The sequence below is a fragment of the Staphylococcus sp. SA22 genome (assembly GCF_054165785.1).
Genome location: NZ_JBSZQY010000003.1, coordinates 18670 through 33738, shown reverse-complemented (window position 1 = coordinate 33738; position 15069 = coordinate 18670). Strand labels below are relative to the sequence as shown.

13 protein-coding genes are annotated in these 15069 nt (G+C 34.1%); 10 read left to right on the top strand and 3 right to left on the bottom strand.

The features are described 5' to 3' along the window. Nucleotides 1-1956 (bottom strand): BglG family transcription antiterminator, encoded by a 1956-nt coding sequence (locus ACXQH5_RS04005; protein ID WP_000954247.1) that lies wholly within the window; start codon nucleotides 1954-1956, stop codon nucleotides 1-3. 211 nt (nucleotides 1957-2167) lie between these two features. On the opposite strand from ACXQH5_RS04005, the gene mepR reads away from it, so the two are divergent. The 3 genes from mepR to ACXQH5_RS03990 all read left to right on the top strand — a co-directional run bounded on the left by mepR (nucleotide 2168) and on the right by ACXQH5_RS03990 (nucleotide 4591). Further along, the gene (mepR, locus tag ACXQH5_RS04000; protein ID WP_000397413.1) at nucleotides 2168-2587 is read left to right on the top strand and encodes a multidrug efflux transporter transcriptional repressor MepR; all 420 of its coding nucleotides are present in this window, start codon (nucleotides 2168-2170) and stop codon (nucleotides 2585-2587) included. A gap of 105 nt (nucleotides 2588-2692) precedes the next feature. Next, the gene (gene mepA / locus ACXQH5_RS03995; protein ID WP_000651037.1) at nucleotides 2693-4048 is read left to right on the top strand and encodes a multidrug efflux MATE transporter MepA; all 1356 of its coding nucleotides are present in this window, start codon (nucleotides 2693-2695) and stop codon (nucleotides 4046-4048) included. A gap of 102 nt (nucleotides 4049-4150) precedes the next feature. Further along, on the top strand, nucleotides 4151-4591 hold the full coding sequence (locus tag ACXQH5_RS03990; protein ID WP_000278311.1) for a MepB family protein: 441 nt from the start codon (nucleotides 4151-4153) through the stop codon (nucleotides 4589-4591). A gap of 83 nt (nucleotides 4592-4674) precedes the next feature. On the opposite strand, the gene glpT is transcribed toward ACXQH5_RS03990, so the two are convergent. Continuing rightward, on the bottom strand, nucleotides 4675-6033 hold the full coding sequence (gene glpT, locus ACXQH5_RS03985) for a glycerol-3-phosphate transporter (RefSeq protein WP_001010116.1): 1359 nt from the start codon (nucleotides 6031-6033) through the stop codon (nucleotides 4675-4677). A gap of 311 nt (nucleotides 6034-6344) precedes the next feature. On the opposite strand from glpT, the gene ACXQH5_RS03980 reads away from it, so the two are divergent. The 3 genes from ACXQH5_RS03980 to ACXQH5_RS03970 are packed head-to-tail and all read left to right on the top strand — an operon-like array spanning nucleotide 6345 to nucleotide 8926. Next, on the top strand, nucleotides 6345-7271 hold the full coding sequence (locus tag ACXQH5_RS03980; protein ID WP_001028210.1) for a VOC family protein: 927 nt from the start codon (nucleotides 6345-6347) through the stop codon (nucleotides 7269-7271). A gap of 13 nt (nucleotides 7272-7284) precedes the next feature. After that, the gene (locus tag ACXQH5_RS03975; protein WP_001086101.1) at nucleotides 7285-8346 is read left to right on the top strand and encodes an LLM class flavin-dependent oxidoreductase; all 1062 of its coding nucleotides are present in this window, start codon (nucleotides 7285-7287) and stop codon (nucleotides 8344-8346) included. A 13-nt stretch (nucleotides 8347-8359) separates the two neighbouring features. Then, on the top strand, nucleotides 8360-8926 hold the full coding sequence (locus ACXQH5_RS03970; RefSeq protein ID WP_001028433.1) for an NADPH-dependent FMN reductase: 567 nt from the start codon (nucleotides 8360-8362) through the stop codon (nucleotides 8924-8926). Nucleotides 8927-8985: 59 nt separating this feature from the next. Here ACXQH5_RS03970 and ACXQH5_RS03965 read toward each other — a convergent pair whose 3' ends face one another. After that, nucleotides 8986-9981, bottom strand: a complete 996-nt coding sequence (locus ACXQH5_RS03965; RefSeq protein WP_000157636.1) for a YeiH family protein — start codon at nucleotides 9979-9981, stop codon at nucleotides 8986-8988. 359 nt (nucleotides 9982-10340) lie between these two features. Here ACXQH5_RS03965 and ACXQH5_RS03960 point away from each other — a divergent pair, with 359 nt between their 5' ends. The 4 genes from ACXQH5_RS03960 (at nucleotide 10341) to ACXQH5_RS03945 (ending at nucleotide 14924) form a co-directional block, all read left to right on the top strand. Beyond that, nucleotides 10341-10886 carry a GNAT family N-acetyltransferase gene (locus ACXQH5_RS03960; RefSeq protein WP_000467642.1) on the top strand — a complete coding sequence of 182 codons (546 nt, stop codon included), beginning with the start codon at nucleotides 10341-10343 and terminating at the stop codon, nucleotides 10884-10886. 264 nt (nucleotides 10887-11150) lie between these two features. After that, complete coding sequence (gene efeO, locus ACXQH5_RS03955) at nucleotides 11151-12005, top strand: iron uptake system protein EfeO (RefSeq protein ID WP_000737196.1); 855 nt, start codon at nucleotides 11151-11153, stop codon at nucleotides 12003-12005. Beyond that, nucleotides 12002-13231, top strand: a complete 1230-nt coding sequence (efeB, locus tag ACXQH5_RS03950) for an iron uptake transporter deferrochelatase/peroxidase subunit (protein ID WP_000186216.1) — start codon at nucleotides 12002-12004, stop codon at nucleotides 13229-13231. Before efeO ends, efeB begins: the two co-directional genes overlap by 4 nt. Beyond that, on the top strand, nucleotides 13212-14924 hold the full coding sequence (locus ACXQH5_RS03945; protein WP_000683710.1) for an FTR1 family iron permease: 1713 nt from the start codon (nucleotides 13212-13214) through the stop codon (nucleotides 14922-14924). Before efeB ends, ACXQH5_RS03945 begins: the two co-directional genes overlap by 20 nt. The last annotated feature ends 145 nt before the right edge of the window (nucleotides 14925-15069 follow it).

Below are 15069 nucleotides of genomic sequence, written 5' to 3'. Positions count from 1 at the left end.
TTAAACCTCCTTTGTCATAGTTAAAGCAATGTGTTGTTTAATTTTAAAAATATTCCCATCTAAGAAATCTTGTCGATATAAGTCGTTGCTTAAGCATTCGCTTAACTGTCCCAATGCCTTTAAATGTGCATTGGGGTGGTCCGTTGCTAATGTAATGACAAGGTGAACGGGATCGTTAGCTTTACTACCAAAAATAATCCCTTCAGTGAAATAAGTTAGTGCGAAACCTACACCATTCTGTACATAATCAGTACCAGCGTGAATAAGTGCAATATGTGGACTAATGACCATATATGACCCGAATTGTTCTAATTGTTTTAAAATTGCAGCTGTATAATTTGAATTGACAATGCCATCATTGATTAAAGGTTGCACAGCCACTGTAATTGCCGATTCAATTGATAATGGTTGTTTATTTATAATGATGCGATGTTCAGGCAATAAATCTGCGAGTGACTTGCCATCAGTTGCCATTTTCATGACTCGTTGTTCTCTTGAGTCATTGATAATTTGATTCAATTTTTGACGAGATTGCTGATTGATAAATGGATCGACATGAATAACTGGTACAGCTGAGATTTCACAAGGTACTGTTGAAATGACATAATCAATGTTATCTTGCAATAATCGACTTTCTTCCAATTGATAAATGGAATAGGCATCCCAAATGTGAAACTCAGGATACAGATGATTTAGTTTTGATTTTAAAAGTTGCGACGTGCCTATACCAGAACCACATAGTAAGACAACCTTAATCATTGATTGTTTATGTGTTGCAACACGCTCTATACTTGATGCGAAATGAATTGTAATGTATGTTAATTCATCTTCGTTGAAGCGAATAGCAGCATCTTGTTCAATTGGGCTAATATGCTTGCTAACGGCTTCAATGATTTGAGGATAGCGACGCATAACTTCTTGCCTCAAAGGATTAGGTTGTAGCATATCGAATTTAATACGATGTATAGCTGGTTTGATATGTGTGATCAGACTGGTATGCAACTTGTTGTCTTTTGACATATCAATGCCTAATTCTTGGCTAACACAAGTGATCAATTCATGTATATTTTGCGATAAATCATGGTATTCAAAGGTAATTGAAGATGCTGTATGTTCGGTCATTTTAGAGCCTAGTAAATGTAACGTGATAAAGATAATTTCAGACTCTGGAAATGTGATATTACAACTGCGTTCTAAGTTTTCTATCATTTTTGAAGCAATAGCATACTGATTAGTATGTCGCCATTTATCAATTTCATTGATAGGTATATCGAACGAAAAATTTTCATTTAGACGCTGAATGGCAATGAGTATATGATAGATTAAGCCATCGATAGCCGACTGAACTAAATGATAATTTTCACTATTTAATGTCTTAATAATGGCACGGCGAACCAATGCGATTGATTCTGAATTAAAGATATCAGCCTCTATAAAAGGTGCAGCTTGTTTCATATATTGATGTATAAAGTGTGCATACGCTTTACGATAATGATCTTCCTCACCAATAATATTGAATCCTTTATTGTGGACATAATTTAACTTTAAATGGTATTGATCTAGTTGGGCTTGAATCATTTTAATATCATCTGCAATTGTCCGACGCGAAACATTAACATCTTGTGCAAGTTGCTTTGTTGAAACAGGATCAGTTGTTTCGAATAACTTTAAAGCGATATGTGTGAGTCGCTCATCTTTTGAAAAATGAATTTGATTCGTTAGATTGTGCTCTAATTCATTTAATATCGTTGTGTTAGCTGTTGTTACTTTGATGCCTGCAGCTTTATTACGGCTGACTTGGTAATGATAAGTTTCAGCATATTGCTCAATATATGCTATATCATATTGAATGGTACGAGGTGATACACCAAGTTGCTTAGCAATGGTATTGATTGGAATAAACGTTTGCTCATGAATTAAAAGATACAAAATTTCGATTTGTCTATAACTTAACAACGTAATATCCTCCTATTTGTAATTGTAAGCGATTTCTTAAAAGCGTAGATATGCAATCTCTTTCATATTTTAATCCGAAAAATTGCATATCAAAATGTTTATGATGCAAGATTTTATAGGAACTTTTAAAATAAATTAGATATTCATGTTGACAATTTAAAAATGTCGCAGTATATTTAGTTAGACATCTAACGAAATGGTGGTGCAATAAATGGAATTCACTTATTCGTATTTATTTAGAATGATTAGTCATGAGATGAAACAAAAGGCTGATCAAAAGTTAGAGCAATTTGATATTACAAATGAGCAAGGTCATACGTTAGGTTATCTTTATGCACATCAACAAGATGGACTGACACAAAATGATATTGCTAAAGCATTACAACGAACAGGTCCAACTGTCAGTAATTTATTAAGGAACCTTGAACGTAAAAAGCTGATCTATCGCTATATCGATGCACAAGATACGAGAAGAAAGAATATAGGACTGACTACCTCTGGGATTAAACTTGTAGAAGCATTCACTTCGATATTTGATGAAATGGAGCAAACACTCGTATCGCAGTTATCTGAAGAAGAAAATGAACAAATGAAAGCAAACTTAACGAAAATGTTATCTAGTTTACAATAAATGGTAGAGTGACTGGTAGAAATCAGTCACTTTATCTTTAATGTTATAGTTAGATATCTAATTGTTAGTAAGCTAATTATCGGAAAAGACAAGGAGTATTGAACAATGAAAGACGAACAATTATATTATTTTGAGAAATCGCCAGTATTTAAAGCGATGATGCATTTCTCATTGCCAATGATGATAGGGACTTTATTAAGCGTTATTTATGGCATATTAAATATTTACTTTATAGGATTTTTAGAAGATAGCCACATGATTTCTGCTATCTCACTAACACTGCCAGTATTTGCTATCTTAATGGGGTTGGGTAATTTATTTGGCGTTGGTGCAGGAACTTATATTTCACGTTTATTAGGTGCGAAAGACTATAGTAAGAGTGAATTTGTAAGTAGTTTCTCTATTTATGGTGGTATTGCACTAGGACTTATCGTAATTTTAGTTGCTTTACCATTCAGTGATCAAATCGCAGCAATTTTAGGGGCGAGAGGTGAAACGTTAGCTTTAACAAGTAATTATTTGAAAGTAATGTTTTTAAGTGCACCTTTTGTAATTTTGTTCTTCATATTAGAACAATTTGCACGTGCAATTGGGGCACCAATGATTTCTATGATTGGTATGTTAGCTAGTGTAGGCTTAAATATTATTTTAGATCCAATTTTAATTTTTGGTTTTGATTTAAACGTTGTTGGTGCAGCTTTGGGTACTGCAATCAGTAATGTTGCTGCTGCTCTGTTCTTTATCATTTATTTTATGAAAAATAGTGACGTTGTGTCAGTTAATATTAAACTTGCGAAACCTAATAAAGAAATGCTTTCTGAAATCTTTAAAATAGGTATTCCTGCATTTTTAATGAGTATCTTAATGGGATTCACAGGATTAGTTTTAAATTTATTTTTAGCACATTATGGAAACTTCGCGATTGCAAGTTATGGTATCTCATTTAGACTTGTGCAATTTCCAGAACTTATTATCATGGGATTATGTGAAGGTGTTGTACCATTAATTGCATATAACTTTATGTCAAATAAAGGGCGTATGAAAGACGTTATCAAAGCAGTTATCATGTCTATCGGCGTTATCTTTGTTGTATGTATGATTGCTGTATTTACAATTGGACATCATATGGTCGGACTATTTACTACTGATCAAGCCATTGTTGAGATGGCGACATTTATTTTGAAAGTAACAATGACATCATTATTATTAAATGGTATAGGTTTCTTGTTTACTGGTATGCTTCAAGCAACTGGTCAAGGTCGCGGTGCTACAATTATGGCCATTTTACAAGGTGCGATTATCATTCCTGTATTATTTATTATGAATGCTTTGTTTGGACTAACAGGTGTCATTTGGTCATTATTAATTGCTGAGTCACTTTGTGCTTTAGCAGCAATGTTAATCGTCTATTTATTACGTGATCGTTTGACAGTTGATACATCTGAATTAATAGAAGGTTAAATATTTCGTACACTTCTCGCTGAGTATATTTCGGTCGGAAGTGTAATTTTCGAAAAAATAAATATATGATACGATTATGAAAAAATAAAGTGAGATTGGCATATGTATAAATCTAAAATACTGTTGAAATATATTTTTAGTGAAGAATCAGAAGTTAAAGATTTAACTGAAGAAAAATATAATCAAGATTACGAAGCATTAACATTTAGCTTTAAAGAGGAAACATATCAAAGTAGGTTAGCTAAGAAAACACCGACTAAAGCAGGGTATTTTGTTACATGTTGGACAAAAGACGAGAACAATTGTAATCAACCATACTCAAAAGAGGCATTTGCAGATTACTTAATGATTATAGTTATTGATGAAGAATTAAGCGGTTATTTCTTATTTCCTAGAGAATTATTGGTAGAAAAAGGCATCTTAACTACATTTGAACATAAAGGTAAGATGGCTTTTAGAGTTTATCCTAAGTGGTGTAATCAATTGAATAAAAGAGCAGAGCAAACACAAAACTGGCAATGTAAATATTTTTTTGAATACTAATTAAAAAGTCATATGGTTGAACTTATAAGAGATGAATATATCATCTTTCGATAAGATAACCATATGACTTTATTTTTAATCATTTAATGATGAACGGTTTCTTGTCCTACTTTATTCCAAGTGAGGATAAAGCTCAACATTGCAAACACACTGATTGCTGTTAATAAAATAAAACCGACATCCCATCCGAATTTATCAACTACAGCACCTAAGACGATGTTGGCCATTACAGCACCAAACAGATAACCAAATAATCCTGTTAATCCAGCTGCTGTGCCAGCTGCTTTTTTAGGTACATAATCTAATGCTTGTAAACCAATTAACATAACTGGTCCATATATTAAGAAACCAATGGCAATTAATGAGACATTGTCTAACCAAGCATTGCCTGGAGGATTTAACCAATAAATTAATACAAATACTGTGACACCTAACATAAAGAAGAAACCTGCAGGTCCACGACGACCTTTGAATAATTTATCAGAAATGTAACCACATAATAATGTACCAGGAATTCCAGCCCATTCGTATAAGAAGTATGCCCAACCTGATGCTTTTAAGTCGAAATGTTTTTCTTCACTTAAGTAGACTGGCGCCCAATCAAGTACACCATAACGCACGAAATAAACAAATATATTTGCAAAGGCAATTGCCCATACCCATTTATTGTTCAGTACATATTTAAATAAAATTTCTTTTGTAGTTAATTCTGTTTCTAATGTTTTCTTATCGCTTGTAGCAAAGTCATTTTTATAAATTTCGATCGGAGGTAAACCTTGAGATTGAGGTGTGTCTCTAATCAATACGTATGAAATTGCGGCAATGATAAGTGCTAAGAGTGCAGGGTAAATGAATACACCTTCGAAACCTTTTAAATAACCAAAGTTGATAAATGCTGTTGTTGTAATACCCCAAGCAGCAATAGGTGCCATAATACCTCCACCAACATTATGCGCAACGTTCCAAAGGGCAGTCTTACTTCCGCGTTCACTTACACTAAACCAGTGAACGAGAACACGGCCTGAAGGTGGCCAGCCCATACCTTGAAACCATCCATTTAAGAATAATAGGACAAACATAATACCGATACCTGATGTAAAGAACGGTACAAATCCCATTAACAAATTGACGATAGCAGTGAGTACTAATCCAAGAACTAAGAATATCCGAGCATTGCTCCGATCACTTACAGTACCCATAAAGAACTTACTAAATCCATATGCGATGGAAACAGCAGAAAGTGCAAAACCTAGTTCCGCTTTTGTAAAACCTTGCTCTTGCAATGCCGGCATCGCTAATGAAAAGTTTTTACGTAATAAATAGTACCCAGCGTAACCGATGAAAATACCAAGAAATACTTGGAGACGTAATCGTTTATAGGTATCATCTATCTGATTTTCTGGCAAAGGCTTAATATGCTTTGCAGGTTTAAGAAAATTCATAAAATCCTCCTTAATATGTATTTATATGCATTTTGTGCGATAAACTTATATTAGACATGTATGAAAGCGTTGTCAATATACTTTTGTGAAATCTTGCAGATTTAGTTTTTGAATTATTTTATAAACATTTAGAAAAAATAAATTGCCACACATAAATTTATAATTATGCAATTATTATGTCGTTATACATACTAGATGTGTATCTACGAATGAGTGCAAACATATTTTTATTTGCAGAAAAGGGGTAAATGGCATATAACTATCTTTTTTATGTAAGTTGGTATAAAATTTATACTAATAGGAGGGATAGTATGAATATAGTAGGGCATCATCACATATCCATGTATACAAAAGATGCAAAACGTAATAAGGATTTTTACACAAATGTCCTTGGATTACGATTGGTTGAAAAGTCGGTTAATCAAGACAATCCTTCAATGTATCATTTGTTTTATGGGGACGAAGTAGGTACAGCCGGAACAATTTTAAGTTTTTTTGAAATTCCCAATGCGGGTCATAAGCAGCCAGGTACTGAAACGATTTATCGATTTTCATTATTAGTACCAAATCAAGCGGCACTTCATTATTTTGAAAAACGTCTTGAGAATAATGGTATTAAGTCTGAACATTTGTACTATCTTGGACAAGAAGGTGTTGTCTTTAAAGATGAAGACGACTTAGAAATCATACTGCTTGTTAATGATAGTTTTGAAGTACCACATCAATGGCAACATAACGCTTATAGTGAAATACCTCAAGCATATCAAATTTTAGGAATAGGGCCAGTAGAATTAAGAGTTAGAAATGCAGCGCGTACGGTAGAATTTTTGGAAAATGTCTTAGGTTATCGCAAAAGAGATAATAAAGCATTCGATGTGCTGACATTAGCACCACAAGGTTTATATTCGGATTTTGTAGTTATTGAGCAACAGGGACAACGTGAAAGACCTGGACGAGGTTATATCCATCATATTGCAGTTAATACACCACAAATGAGTGACTTAGATGCAATTTACAAGAAATTACAACAACAACCACAAAGTAATTCAGGTATAATTGATCGCTATTTCTTTAAATCATTATACTATCGCCATAATTCAATTATGTATGAATTTGCGACTGAAGCGCCTGGATTTACTATTGATACACCTGTTGAACAATTAGGAAGTCAATTGAACTTGCCTGACTTTTTAGAAGCAGAACGTGAACAAATTGAAAGTAAGTTACACGAAATATAAAGGAGAATGTTTAATGGCAAAATTAGAAATGAATAAAAATACGCCTCTTGAGTTTGGTTTGTATTCCTTAGGTGATCATTTATTGAATCCATTTAAAGGTGAAAAAGTTAGTTATGAGCAACGTATTAATGAAATTATTGAAGCAAGTAAATTAGCAGATGAAGCAGGTATTGATGTTTTTGCAGTTGGTGAAAGTCATCAGGAGCATTTTACAACACAGGCACATACGGTTGTGTTAGGTGCAATTGCCCAAGCGACAAAGCATATTAAAGTTTCAAGTTCTTCAACGATTATTAGTGCAACAGATCCTGTAAGAGTATTTGAAGACTTCGCGACATTAGATTTGATTTCTCATGGTAGAGCCGAAATTGTGGCTGGTAGAGCATCAAGAACAGGTATTTTTGATTTGTTTGGCTATGATTTAAAAGACTATGATGAATTGTTTGAAGAAAAATTAGGTTTACTTTTAGAGTTAAATAAAACTGAACGTATTACTTGGTCTGGAAAATATCGTCCAGAACTTAGAAATATGAAAATATTCCCAAGACCAATTGATAATACATTGCCAATATGGCGTGCTGTTGGTGGTCCACCTGCAAGTGCTATCAAAGCGGGAAAACAAGGTGTGCCAATGATGATTACAACCCTTGGTGGCCCAGCAATGAACTTTAAAGGTTCTATAGATGCTTATCGTCAAGCGGCAACTGAAGCAGGTTTCGATGCTTCGCCTAAGTCTTTAGCAGTAAGTACAGCGAGTCTGTTTTATACAGCTGAAACAACTCAGGATGCTATGAGAGAATTTTATCCACATTTGAATACAGGGATGTCATTTATTCGTGGCGTTGGTTATCCGAAACAGCAATTTGCTAATTCACCAGATTATAGAGAAGCGCTAATGGTTGGAAGCCCGCAACAAATTATTGAAAAGATATTGTATCAACACGAGTTGTATGGTCATCAACGATTTATGGCACAGATTGATTTTGGCGGTGTGCCATTTGAAAATGTTATGAAGAATATTGAGTTAATTGGCAACGACATTATACCGGCGATTAAAAAGCATTTATCAAAATAGGAGGGGCGTCATCATGAATATTGTATTATTGTCAGGTTCCACAGTAGGTTCTAAAACGAGAATTGCTATGGATGATTTAAAAAATGAACTAGAAGTCATCAATGAGGGACATCAAATAGAGTTGATGGATTTACGAGAACTTGAATTAGAATTTAGTGTTGGAAAGAATTATCTAGATACTACAGGAGATGTATATAAATTAACGACGTCGTTAATGCAGGCTGATGTGATTTTTATTGGTTTTCCAATTTTTCAAGCTTCCATCCCTGGTGCTTTGAAAAATGTATTTGATTTACTTCCGGTCAATGCGTTTCGCGATAAGGTAATAGGACTTGTAGCGACAGCAGGTTCTAGTAAACATTATTTAATTCCTGAAATGCATTTAAAACCAATATTGAGTTACATGAAAGCACATACGATGCAAACGTATGTATTCATTGAAGAGAGGGACTTTTCAAATCAACAAATTGTCAATGATGATGTTGTATTTCGTTTAAAAGCGTTGGCACAATCCACAATGCGAACTGCCAAAGTACAACAACAAGTGCTTGAAGAAGAAAACAACCAATACGACTTTTAAAGTATAAAAATAAGACGCTCGGCACACTAAATTTGTATGTGTTTGAGCGTCTTTTCATATTAATTATATAGCCAGTGAACGACGATAAAGGCAAGTGATGACAAGCATATTGAGGTAATAATGATTGTCATAAGCGGTTTAAGTGCACGATTTTTAAGATCTTTAAATGCAACATTTAACCCTAAAGCAACCATGGCCATTAATAAGCAAATTGTTGATACAGTATTTAAAATATTTAACAATACTGATGGAATAGTTACATATGTATTCACTAAGGCCATAATGACAAATCCAATTAAAAAGTATGGAATGCTTATTCGGCCCTTGCTAGATGATTCTGATGAACGGAAACGCATAATTAAAATAAGTACGATGGTTAATGGAATCAGTAAGAATACTCTACCAAGTTTACCAAGCAGTGCGATTTTAAGTGCATCACTACCACCAAAGCCACCAGCTAAGACAACGTGTGCAATTTCATGAAGACTAACGCCGGACCAAGCGCCATAAACATTTGTCGTCATTGAAAAGATAGCGTAGATAGCTGTATATATAAGTGAAAATATCGTACCAATCAATGCGATGATACCGATACTAATAGCTGTATCCTTTTCACGTGATTTGAATATTGGGGCTACTGCAGCAATAGCGGCAGCACCACAAACGCCTGTACCTACACCTAGTAATAATGCGATGTTTTTGTCACCATGCAACAGTTTGTTGACAAAGAGCATCATTACAATACTGAAAATAACGACACCTACATCGATGGCTAATAGTCTACTACCTTGACCGATAATATCGAATATATTGAGTTTAAGTCCATATAGGATGATTGCAAATCTTAATAAATATTTAGATGAAAACGTAATACCTGAGCTATATTGTTCAGGATATCCTCTAAAGTGACGATATAGAATAGCGATTAATATCGCGATAGTTAATGCGCCAACCTTATCTAAGATTGGCAATTTAGCTGCTAAAAAGCTAAATAATGCGACTATAAATGTTAATGATAGTCCAATCATAAAATGCTTATTTTTCAATGATGCCATGAGCAGTGCCTCCTTTAATAGCATTTTAGCACTGTTTTGTCGTATTTTTAAATATAAATTTGGAATGAATAATAAAGTAGTGATTAATTTAAGTTGTGTGATAGGAAACTTGGACATCAACCAAAGTAATAGGCACTACAACGCTTATTGGCGGGGCCCCAACAAAGAGAATTTCGAAAAGAAATTCTACAGACAATGCAAGTTGGCGGGGCCCCAACATAGAGAATTTCGAAAAGAAATTCTACAGACAATGCAAGTTGGGGAAGGACAACAAATTTAAGATACAATGCGTAATATTAATATGTTATTATTATGATAATTTACAAAATTATATGAAAAATAAATGAGGGTGTGATGGTATGTTTGGAATGAAAGTGAATGAACAAATAAGATTAAAAATTTTAGAAGCCCATGACACAGAAGCGCTTTTCAATTTAGTCAATCGTTCAAGAAATTCACTTAGGGAATGGTTACCTTGGGTAGATGCAACTGAGCAACCATCAGATACGCGTGCATTTATTAAAAGAGGACTTTTGCAATTTGCTGATGGTAATGGATTTCAGTGTGGCATTTGGTATGAAGGAACGCTAGTTGGTGTCATCGGTTTACATGAAATTAATCACATGCACAGAAAAACTTCTTTAGGGTATTATTTAGATAAACAATTTGAGGGTCATGGGATTATGACACAAGCAGTTGAGGCATTGATAAAGTATTGCTTCGATGAGATTGACCTAAATCGAATTGAGATCAGTGCCGCAGTTAATAATGAAAAAAGTCAAGCTATTCCTGAAAGGCTGGGATTTACTAGAGAAGGTATGTTACGTGACAATGAATTACTAAATGGTATTTATTCATCGAGTTACATCTATAGTTTATTAAAATCAGAATATAATGAAGGATGATAAATCAGACTACAAAAGAGTGATGACTTACATATAAGTGTTACTCTTTTATTTATTTTCAAACTAAAAAGGTTGTTGACAGTATTATTTTATAACAATATAATGATTTTGATAATTATTATCAACTAGATAATGTTCATGGGAGGATGCCTTAAAATCATCATTTTAAGAGCCACGTATTATCTTGGCATTTAGGGAGTGTGAGATAGTACGAATGAGGGCATGTCTATGGGGATAATAGAATTTCTATAATGAGGTGTCAAAATGAAAAAGTTAACAACGCTATTATTAGCATCAACATTATTAATTGCTGCATGTGGGAACGACGATAGTAAGAAGGATGATTCAAAGACATCGAAAAAAGATGATGGTGTTAAAGCAGAATTAAAACAAGCAACAAAAGCATATGATAAATATACTGATGAACAGTTAAATGAATTTTTAAAAGGTACAGAAAAATTTGTTAAAGCGATTGAAAATAATGATATGGCCCAAGCAAAAGCGTTATATCCAAAAGTTCGTATGTATTATGAACGCTCTGAACCAGTTGCAGAAGCATTTGGAGATTTAGATCCTAAAATTGATGCACGTCTTGCAGATATGAAAGAAGAGAAAAAGGAAAAAGAATGGTCAGGATATCATAAGATTGAAAAAGCATTATACGAAGATAAGAAAATTGATGATGTGACTAAAAAAGATGCACAACAATTATTGAAAGATGCAAAAGAATTGCATGCCAAAGCTGATACATTAGATATCACACCAAAATTAATGTTACAAGGTTCTGTTGACCTATTAAATGAAGTTGCAACTTCTAAAATCACAGGTGAAGAAGAAATTTATTCACATACAGATTTATATGATTTTAAAGCGAACGTTGAAGGCGCACAAAAAATTTATGACTTATTCAAACCTATTTTAGAGAAAAAAGATAAAAAATTAAGTGATGATATTCAAATGAACTTCGATAAAGTGAATCAATTATTGGATAAATATAAAGATAACAACGGCGGTTATGAGTCATTTGAAAAAGTATCGAAGAAAGACCGTAAAGCATTTGCGGATGCTGTTAATGCATTAGGAGAGCCACTAAGTAAAATGGCTGTGATTACTGAATGACAAATTATGAACAAGTTAACGATAGTACGCAATTTTCAAGACGTACATTTTTGAAAATGTTAGGTATTGGCGGTGCCGGTGTTGCAATTGGCGCAAGTGGTGTTGGTAGCATGTGGTCTTTCAAATCAATGTTCAATACACCAGAAGATCCGGAAAAAGATGCGTATGAATTTTATGGTAAAGTGCAACCAGGCATTACCACACCCACGCAAAAAACATGCAATTTCGTTGCATTAGATTTGAAGTCAAAAGATAGAGATGCAATTAAGGCAATGTTTAAAAAGTGGACGGTTATGGCTGATCGTATGATGGATGGTGATACAGTTGGCAAGGCCAGTAACAATCCTTTAATGCCGCCAGTAGATACTGGTGAATCGATTGGATTAGGTGCAAGCAAGTTAACGATTACCTTTGGAATTAGTAAGTCTTTGATGAAGAAAATTGGGTTATCTAGTAAAATTCCCGATGCCTTTAAAGATTTACCGCATTTTCCGAATGATCAGTTAATAGACGATTACAGCGATGGTGATATTATGATTCAAGCATGCTCAAATGATTCGCAAGTATCCTTTCATGCGGTTCATAATTTAGTTCGTCCATTTCGAGATATTGTTAAGGTACGTTGGTCGCAATCTGGTTTTATCTCTGCTAAAGGTAAGGAAACACCTAGAAATTTAATGGCATTTAAAGATGGAACAATTAATCCTAGAAAGAGTAATCAACTTAAAGATTATGTGTTTATTGATGACGGATGGGCGAAACATGGAACTTATTGTGTTGTCAGACGTATTCAAATACACATTGAAACGTGGGATCGTACTGCACTGGAAGAACAAGAGGCTACATTTGGTCGCAAGCGACATAGTGGCGCACCGTTAACAGGTGGGAAAGAGTTTGATGAAATTGACTTAAAAGCGAAAGATAGTCATGGCGAGTATATTATTGATAAAGATGCCCATACGAGACTAGCGAAAGAAGCAAATACGTCAATTTTACGTAGAGCCTTTAATTATGTTGATGGTACGGATGACCGCACAGGTAACTTCGAAACAGGCTTGTTGTTCATTGCTTTTCAAAAAGCGACCCAACAATTTATCGATATTCAAAACAATTTAGGTAGTAATGATAAGTTAAATGAATACATTACACATAGAGGTTCTGCTTCATTTTTAGTATTACCAGGTGTTAGTAAGGGAGGATACCTTGGTGAAACATTATTTGACTAAAATTATAGCAATGCTAATTACTGCTGCTATGGTGTGTAACTTTGGGTTATTGAAAAGTCAGGCAGCAGAACAACAAAGTATTAGTGATGTATATAGTGTGATAACGGATGCGAAATCTGCACTTTCTAATAATTCGATATCGAATGACAATAAGCAGAAAGCAATTGAGCAAGTGGTAAGTGCAGTTAAGAAATTATCGCTTGAAGATAATAGCGAAGGTAATGCTGTCAAATCAAATGTGAGAAAGCTTGAAGATGCAAAAGCGAATGATGATAAAAAAGATACACTTTCGCAATTAACGAAGTCATTAATTGCTTATGAAGAGAAATTGGCTAGTAAAGATGCGGGTTCTAAAATTAAACTATTACAACAGCAAGTCGATGCCAAAGATGCAGCGATGACAAAAGCGATTAAAGACAAAAATAAAGCGGAATTAGAATCTTTGAACAATAGTTTGAATCAGATTTGGACTAGTAATGAAACAGTGATTCGCAATTATGACGCAAATCAATATGGACAAATTGAAGTCGCATTATTACAACTTAGAATTGCAATTCATAAGTCACCATTAGATACGGCAAAAGTGTCACATGCTTGGACAACTTTTAAATCAAATATTGATCATGTCGATAAAAAAAGTGATACGTCTGCAAATGATCAATACCATGTATCACAATTAAATGATGAGTTAGAGAAGGCGATTAAAGCTATCGACAACAATCAATTGTCGGATGCTGATGCTGTGCTTACACATTTTATAGAAATTTGGCCGTATGTTGAAGGGCAAATTCAAACTAAAGACGGTGCTTTGTATACGAAAATTGAAGATAAAATACCATATTATCAAAGTGTATTAGACGAACATAATAAAGCACATGTGAAAGATGGCTTAGTAGATTTAAATAACCAAATTAAAGAGGTTGTTGGCCATAGTTATAGCTTCGTCGATGTGATGATTATCTTTTTACGTGAAGGACTAGAAGTGTTATTAATTGTAATGACATTGACTACTATGACGCGTAATGTCAAAGATAAGAAGGGTACTGCAAGTGTGATTGGTGGTGCAATTGCCGGACTTGTATTGAGTATCGTTTTAGCAATTACATTCGTAGAAACACTAGGGAATAGCGGTATGCTTCGTGAGAGTATGGAAGCGGGATTAGGTATCGTTGCGGTCATATTAATGTTTATCGTTGGTGTTTGGATGCATAAACGTTCGAATGCGAAACGCTGGAATGATATGATTAAAAATATGTATGCCAATGCGATTAGTAATGGTAATTTGGTATTGTTAGCGATGATTGGTTTAATATCTGTGTTGCGTGAAGGTGTTGAGGTTATCATTTTCTATATGGGAATGATAGGCGAATTAGCGACCAAAGATTTTGTCATAGGTATTGCCTTGGCCATTGTGATATTAATTGTCTTTGCGCTATTATTTAGATTTATCGTCAGATTGATACCTATATTCTATATATTTAGAGTATTGTCGATTTTTATTTTTATTATGGGATTCAAAATGCTTGGCGTAAGTATTCAAAAGTTACAATTATTAGGTGCGATGCCAAGACATGTTATTGAAGGATTCCCAACGATTAACTGGTTGGGATTCTACCCAAGTTATGAACCATTGATAGCACAAGCTACCTATATTATGGTAGTTGCTATCTTAATCTTTAAATTTAAAAAATAAAAAACAGGCCGAGTGCCTGTTTTTTTGTTGCTGTATGGCGGATTATCGTAGCATTGCAGATATCGCGGCATTGTTGGTTCTCGTTGCATTGCAGAGATGTGGATATCACGGTTTAATCCGATGCTGTATTCTGATTAACGCAATG

Excerpts from the sequence above, each read along its gene's own strand:
- mepR (WP_000397413.1), top strand. The coding sequence starts at position 2,168 with ATGGAATTCACTTATTCGTATTTATTTAGAATGATTAGTCATGAGATG.
- mepA (WP_000651037.1), top strand. The coding sequence starts at position 2,693 with ATGAAAGACGAACAATTATATTATTTTGAGAAATCGCCAGTATTTAAA.
- ACXQH5_RS03990 (WP_000278311.1), top strand. The coding sequence starts at position 4,151 with ATGTATAAATCTAAAATACTGTTGAAATATATTTTTAGTGAAGAATCA.
- glpT (WP_001010116.1), bottom strand. The coding sequence starts at position 6,033 with ATGAATTTTCTTAAACCTGCAAAGCATATTAAGCCTTTGCCAGAAAAT.
- ACXQH5_RS03980 (WP_001028210.1), top strand. The coding sequence starts at position 6,345 with ATGAATATAGTAGGGCATCATCACATATCCATGTATACAAAAGATGCA.
- ACXQH5_RS03975 (WP_001086101.1), top strand. The coding sequence starts at position 7,285 with ATGGCAAAATTAGAAATGAATAAAAATACGCCTCTTGAGTTTGGTTTG.
- ACXQH5_RS03970 (WP_001028433.1), top strand. The coding sequence starts at position 8,360 with ATGAATATTGTATTATTGTCAGGTTCCACAGTAGGTTCTAAAACGAGA.
- ACXQH5_RS03965 (WP_000157636.1), bottom strand. The coding sequence starts at position 9,981 with ATGGCATCATTGAAAAATAAGCATTTTATGATTGGACTATCATTAACA.
- ACXQH5_RS03960 (WP_000467642.1), top strand. The coding sequence starts at position 10,341 with ATGTTTGGAATGAAAGTGAATGAACAAATAAGATTAAAAATTTTAGAA.
- efeO (WP_000737196.1), top strand. The coding sequence starts at position 11,151 with ATGAAAAAGTTAACAACGCTATTATTAGCATCAACATTATTAATTGCT.
- efeB (WP_000186216.1), top strand. The coding sequence starts at position 12,002 with ATGACAAATTATGAACAAGTTAACGATAGTACGCAATTTTCAAGACGT.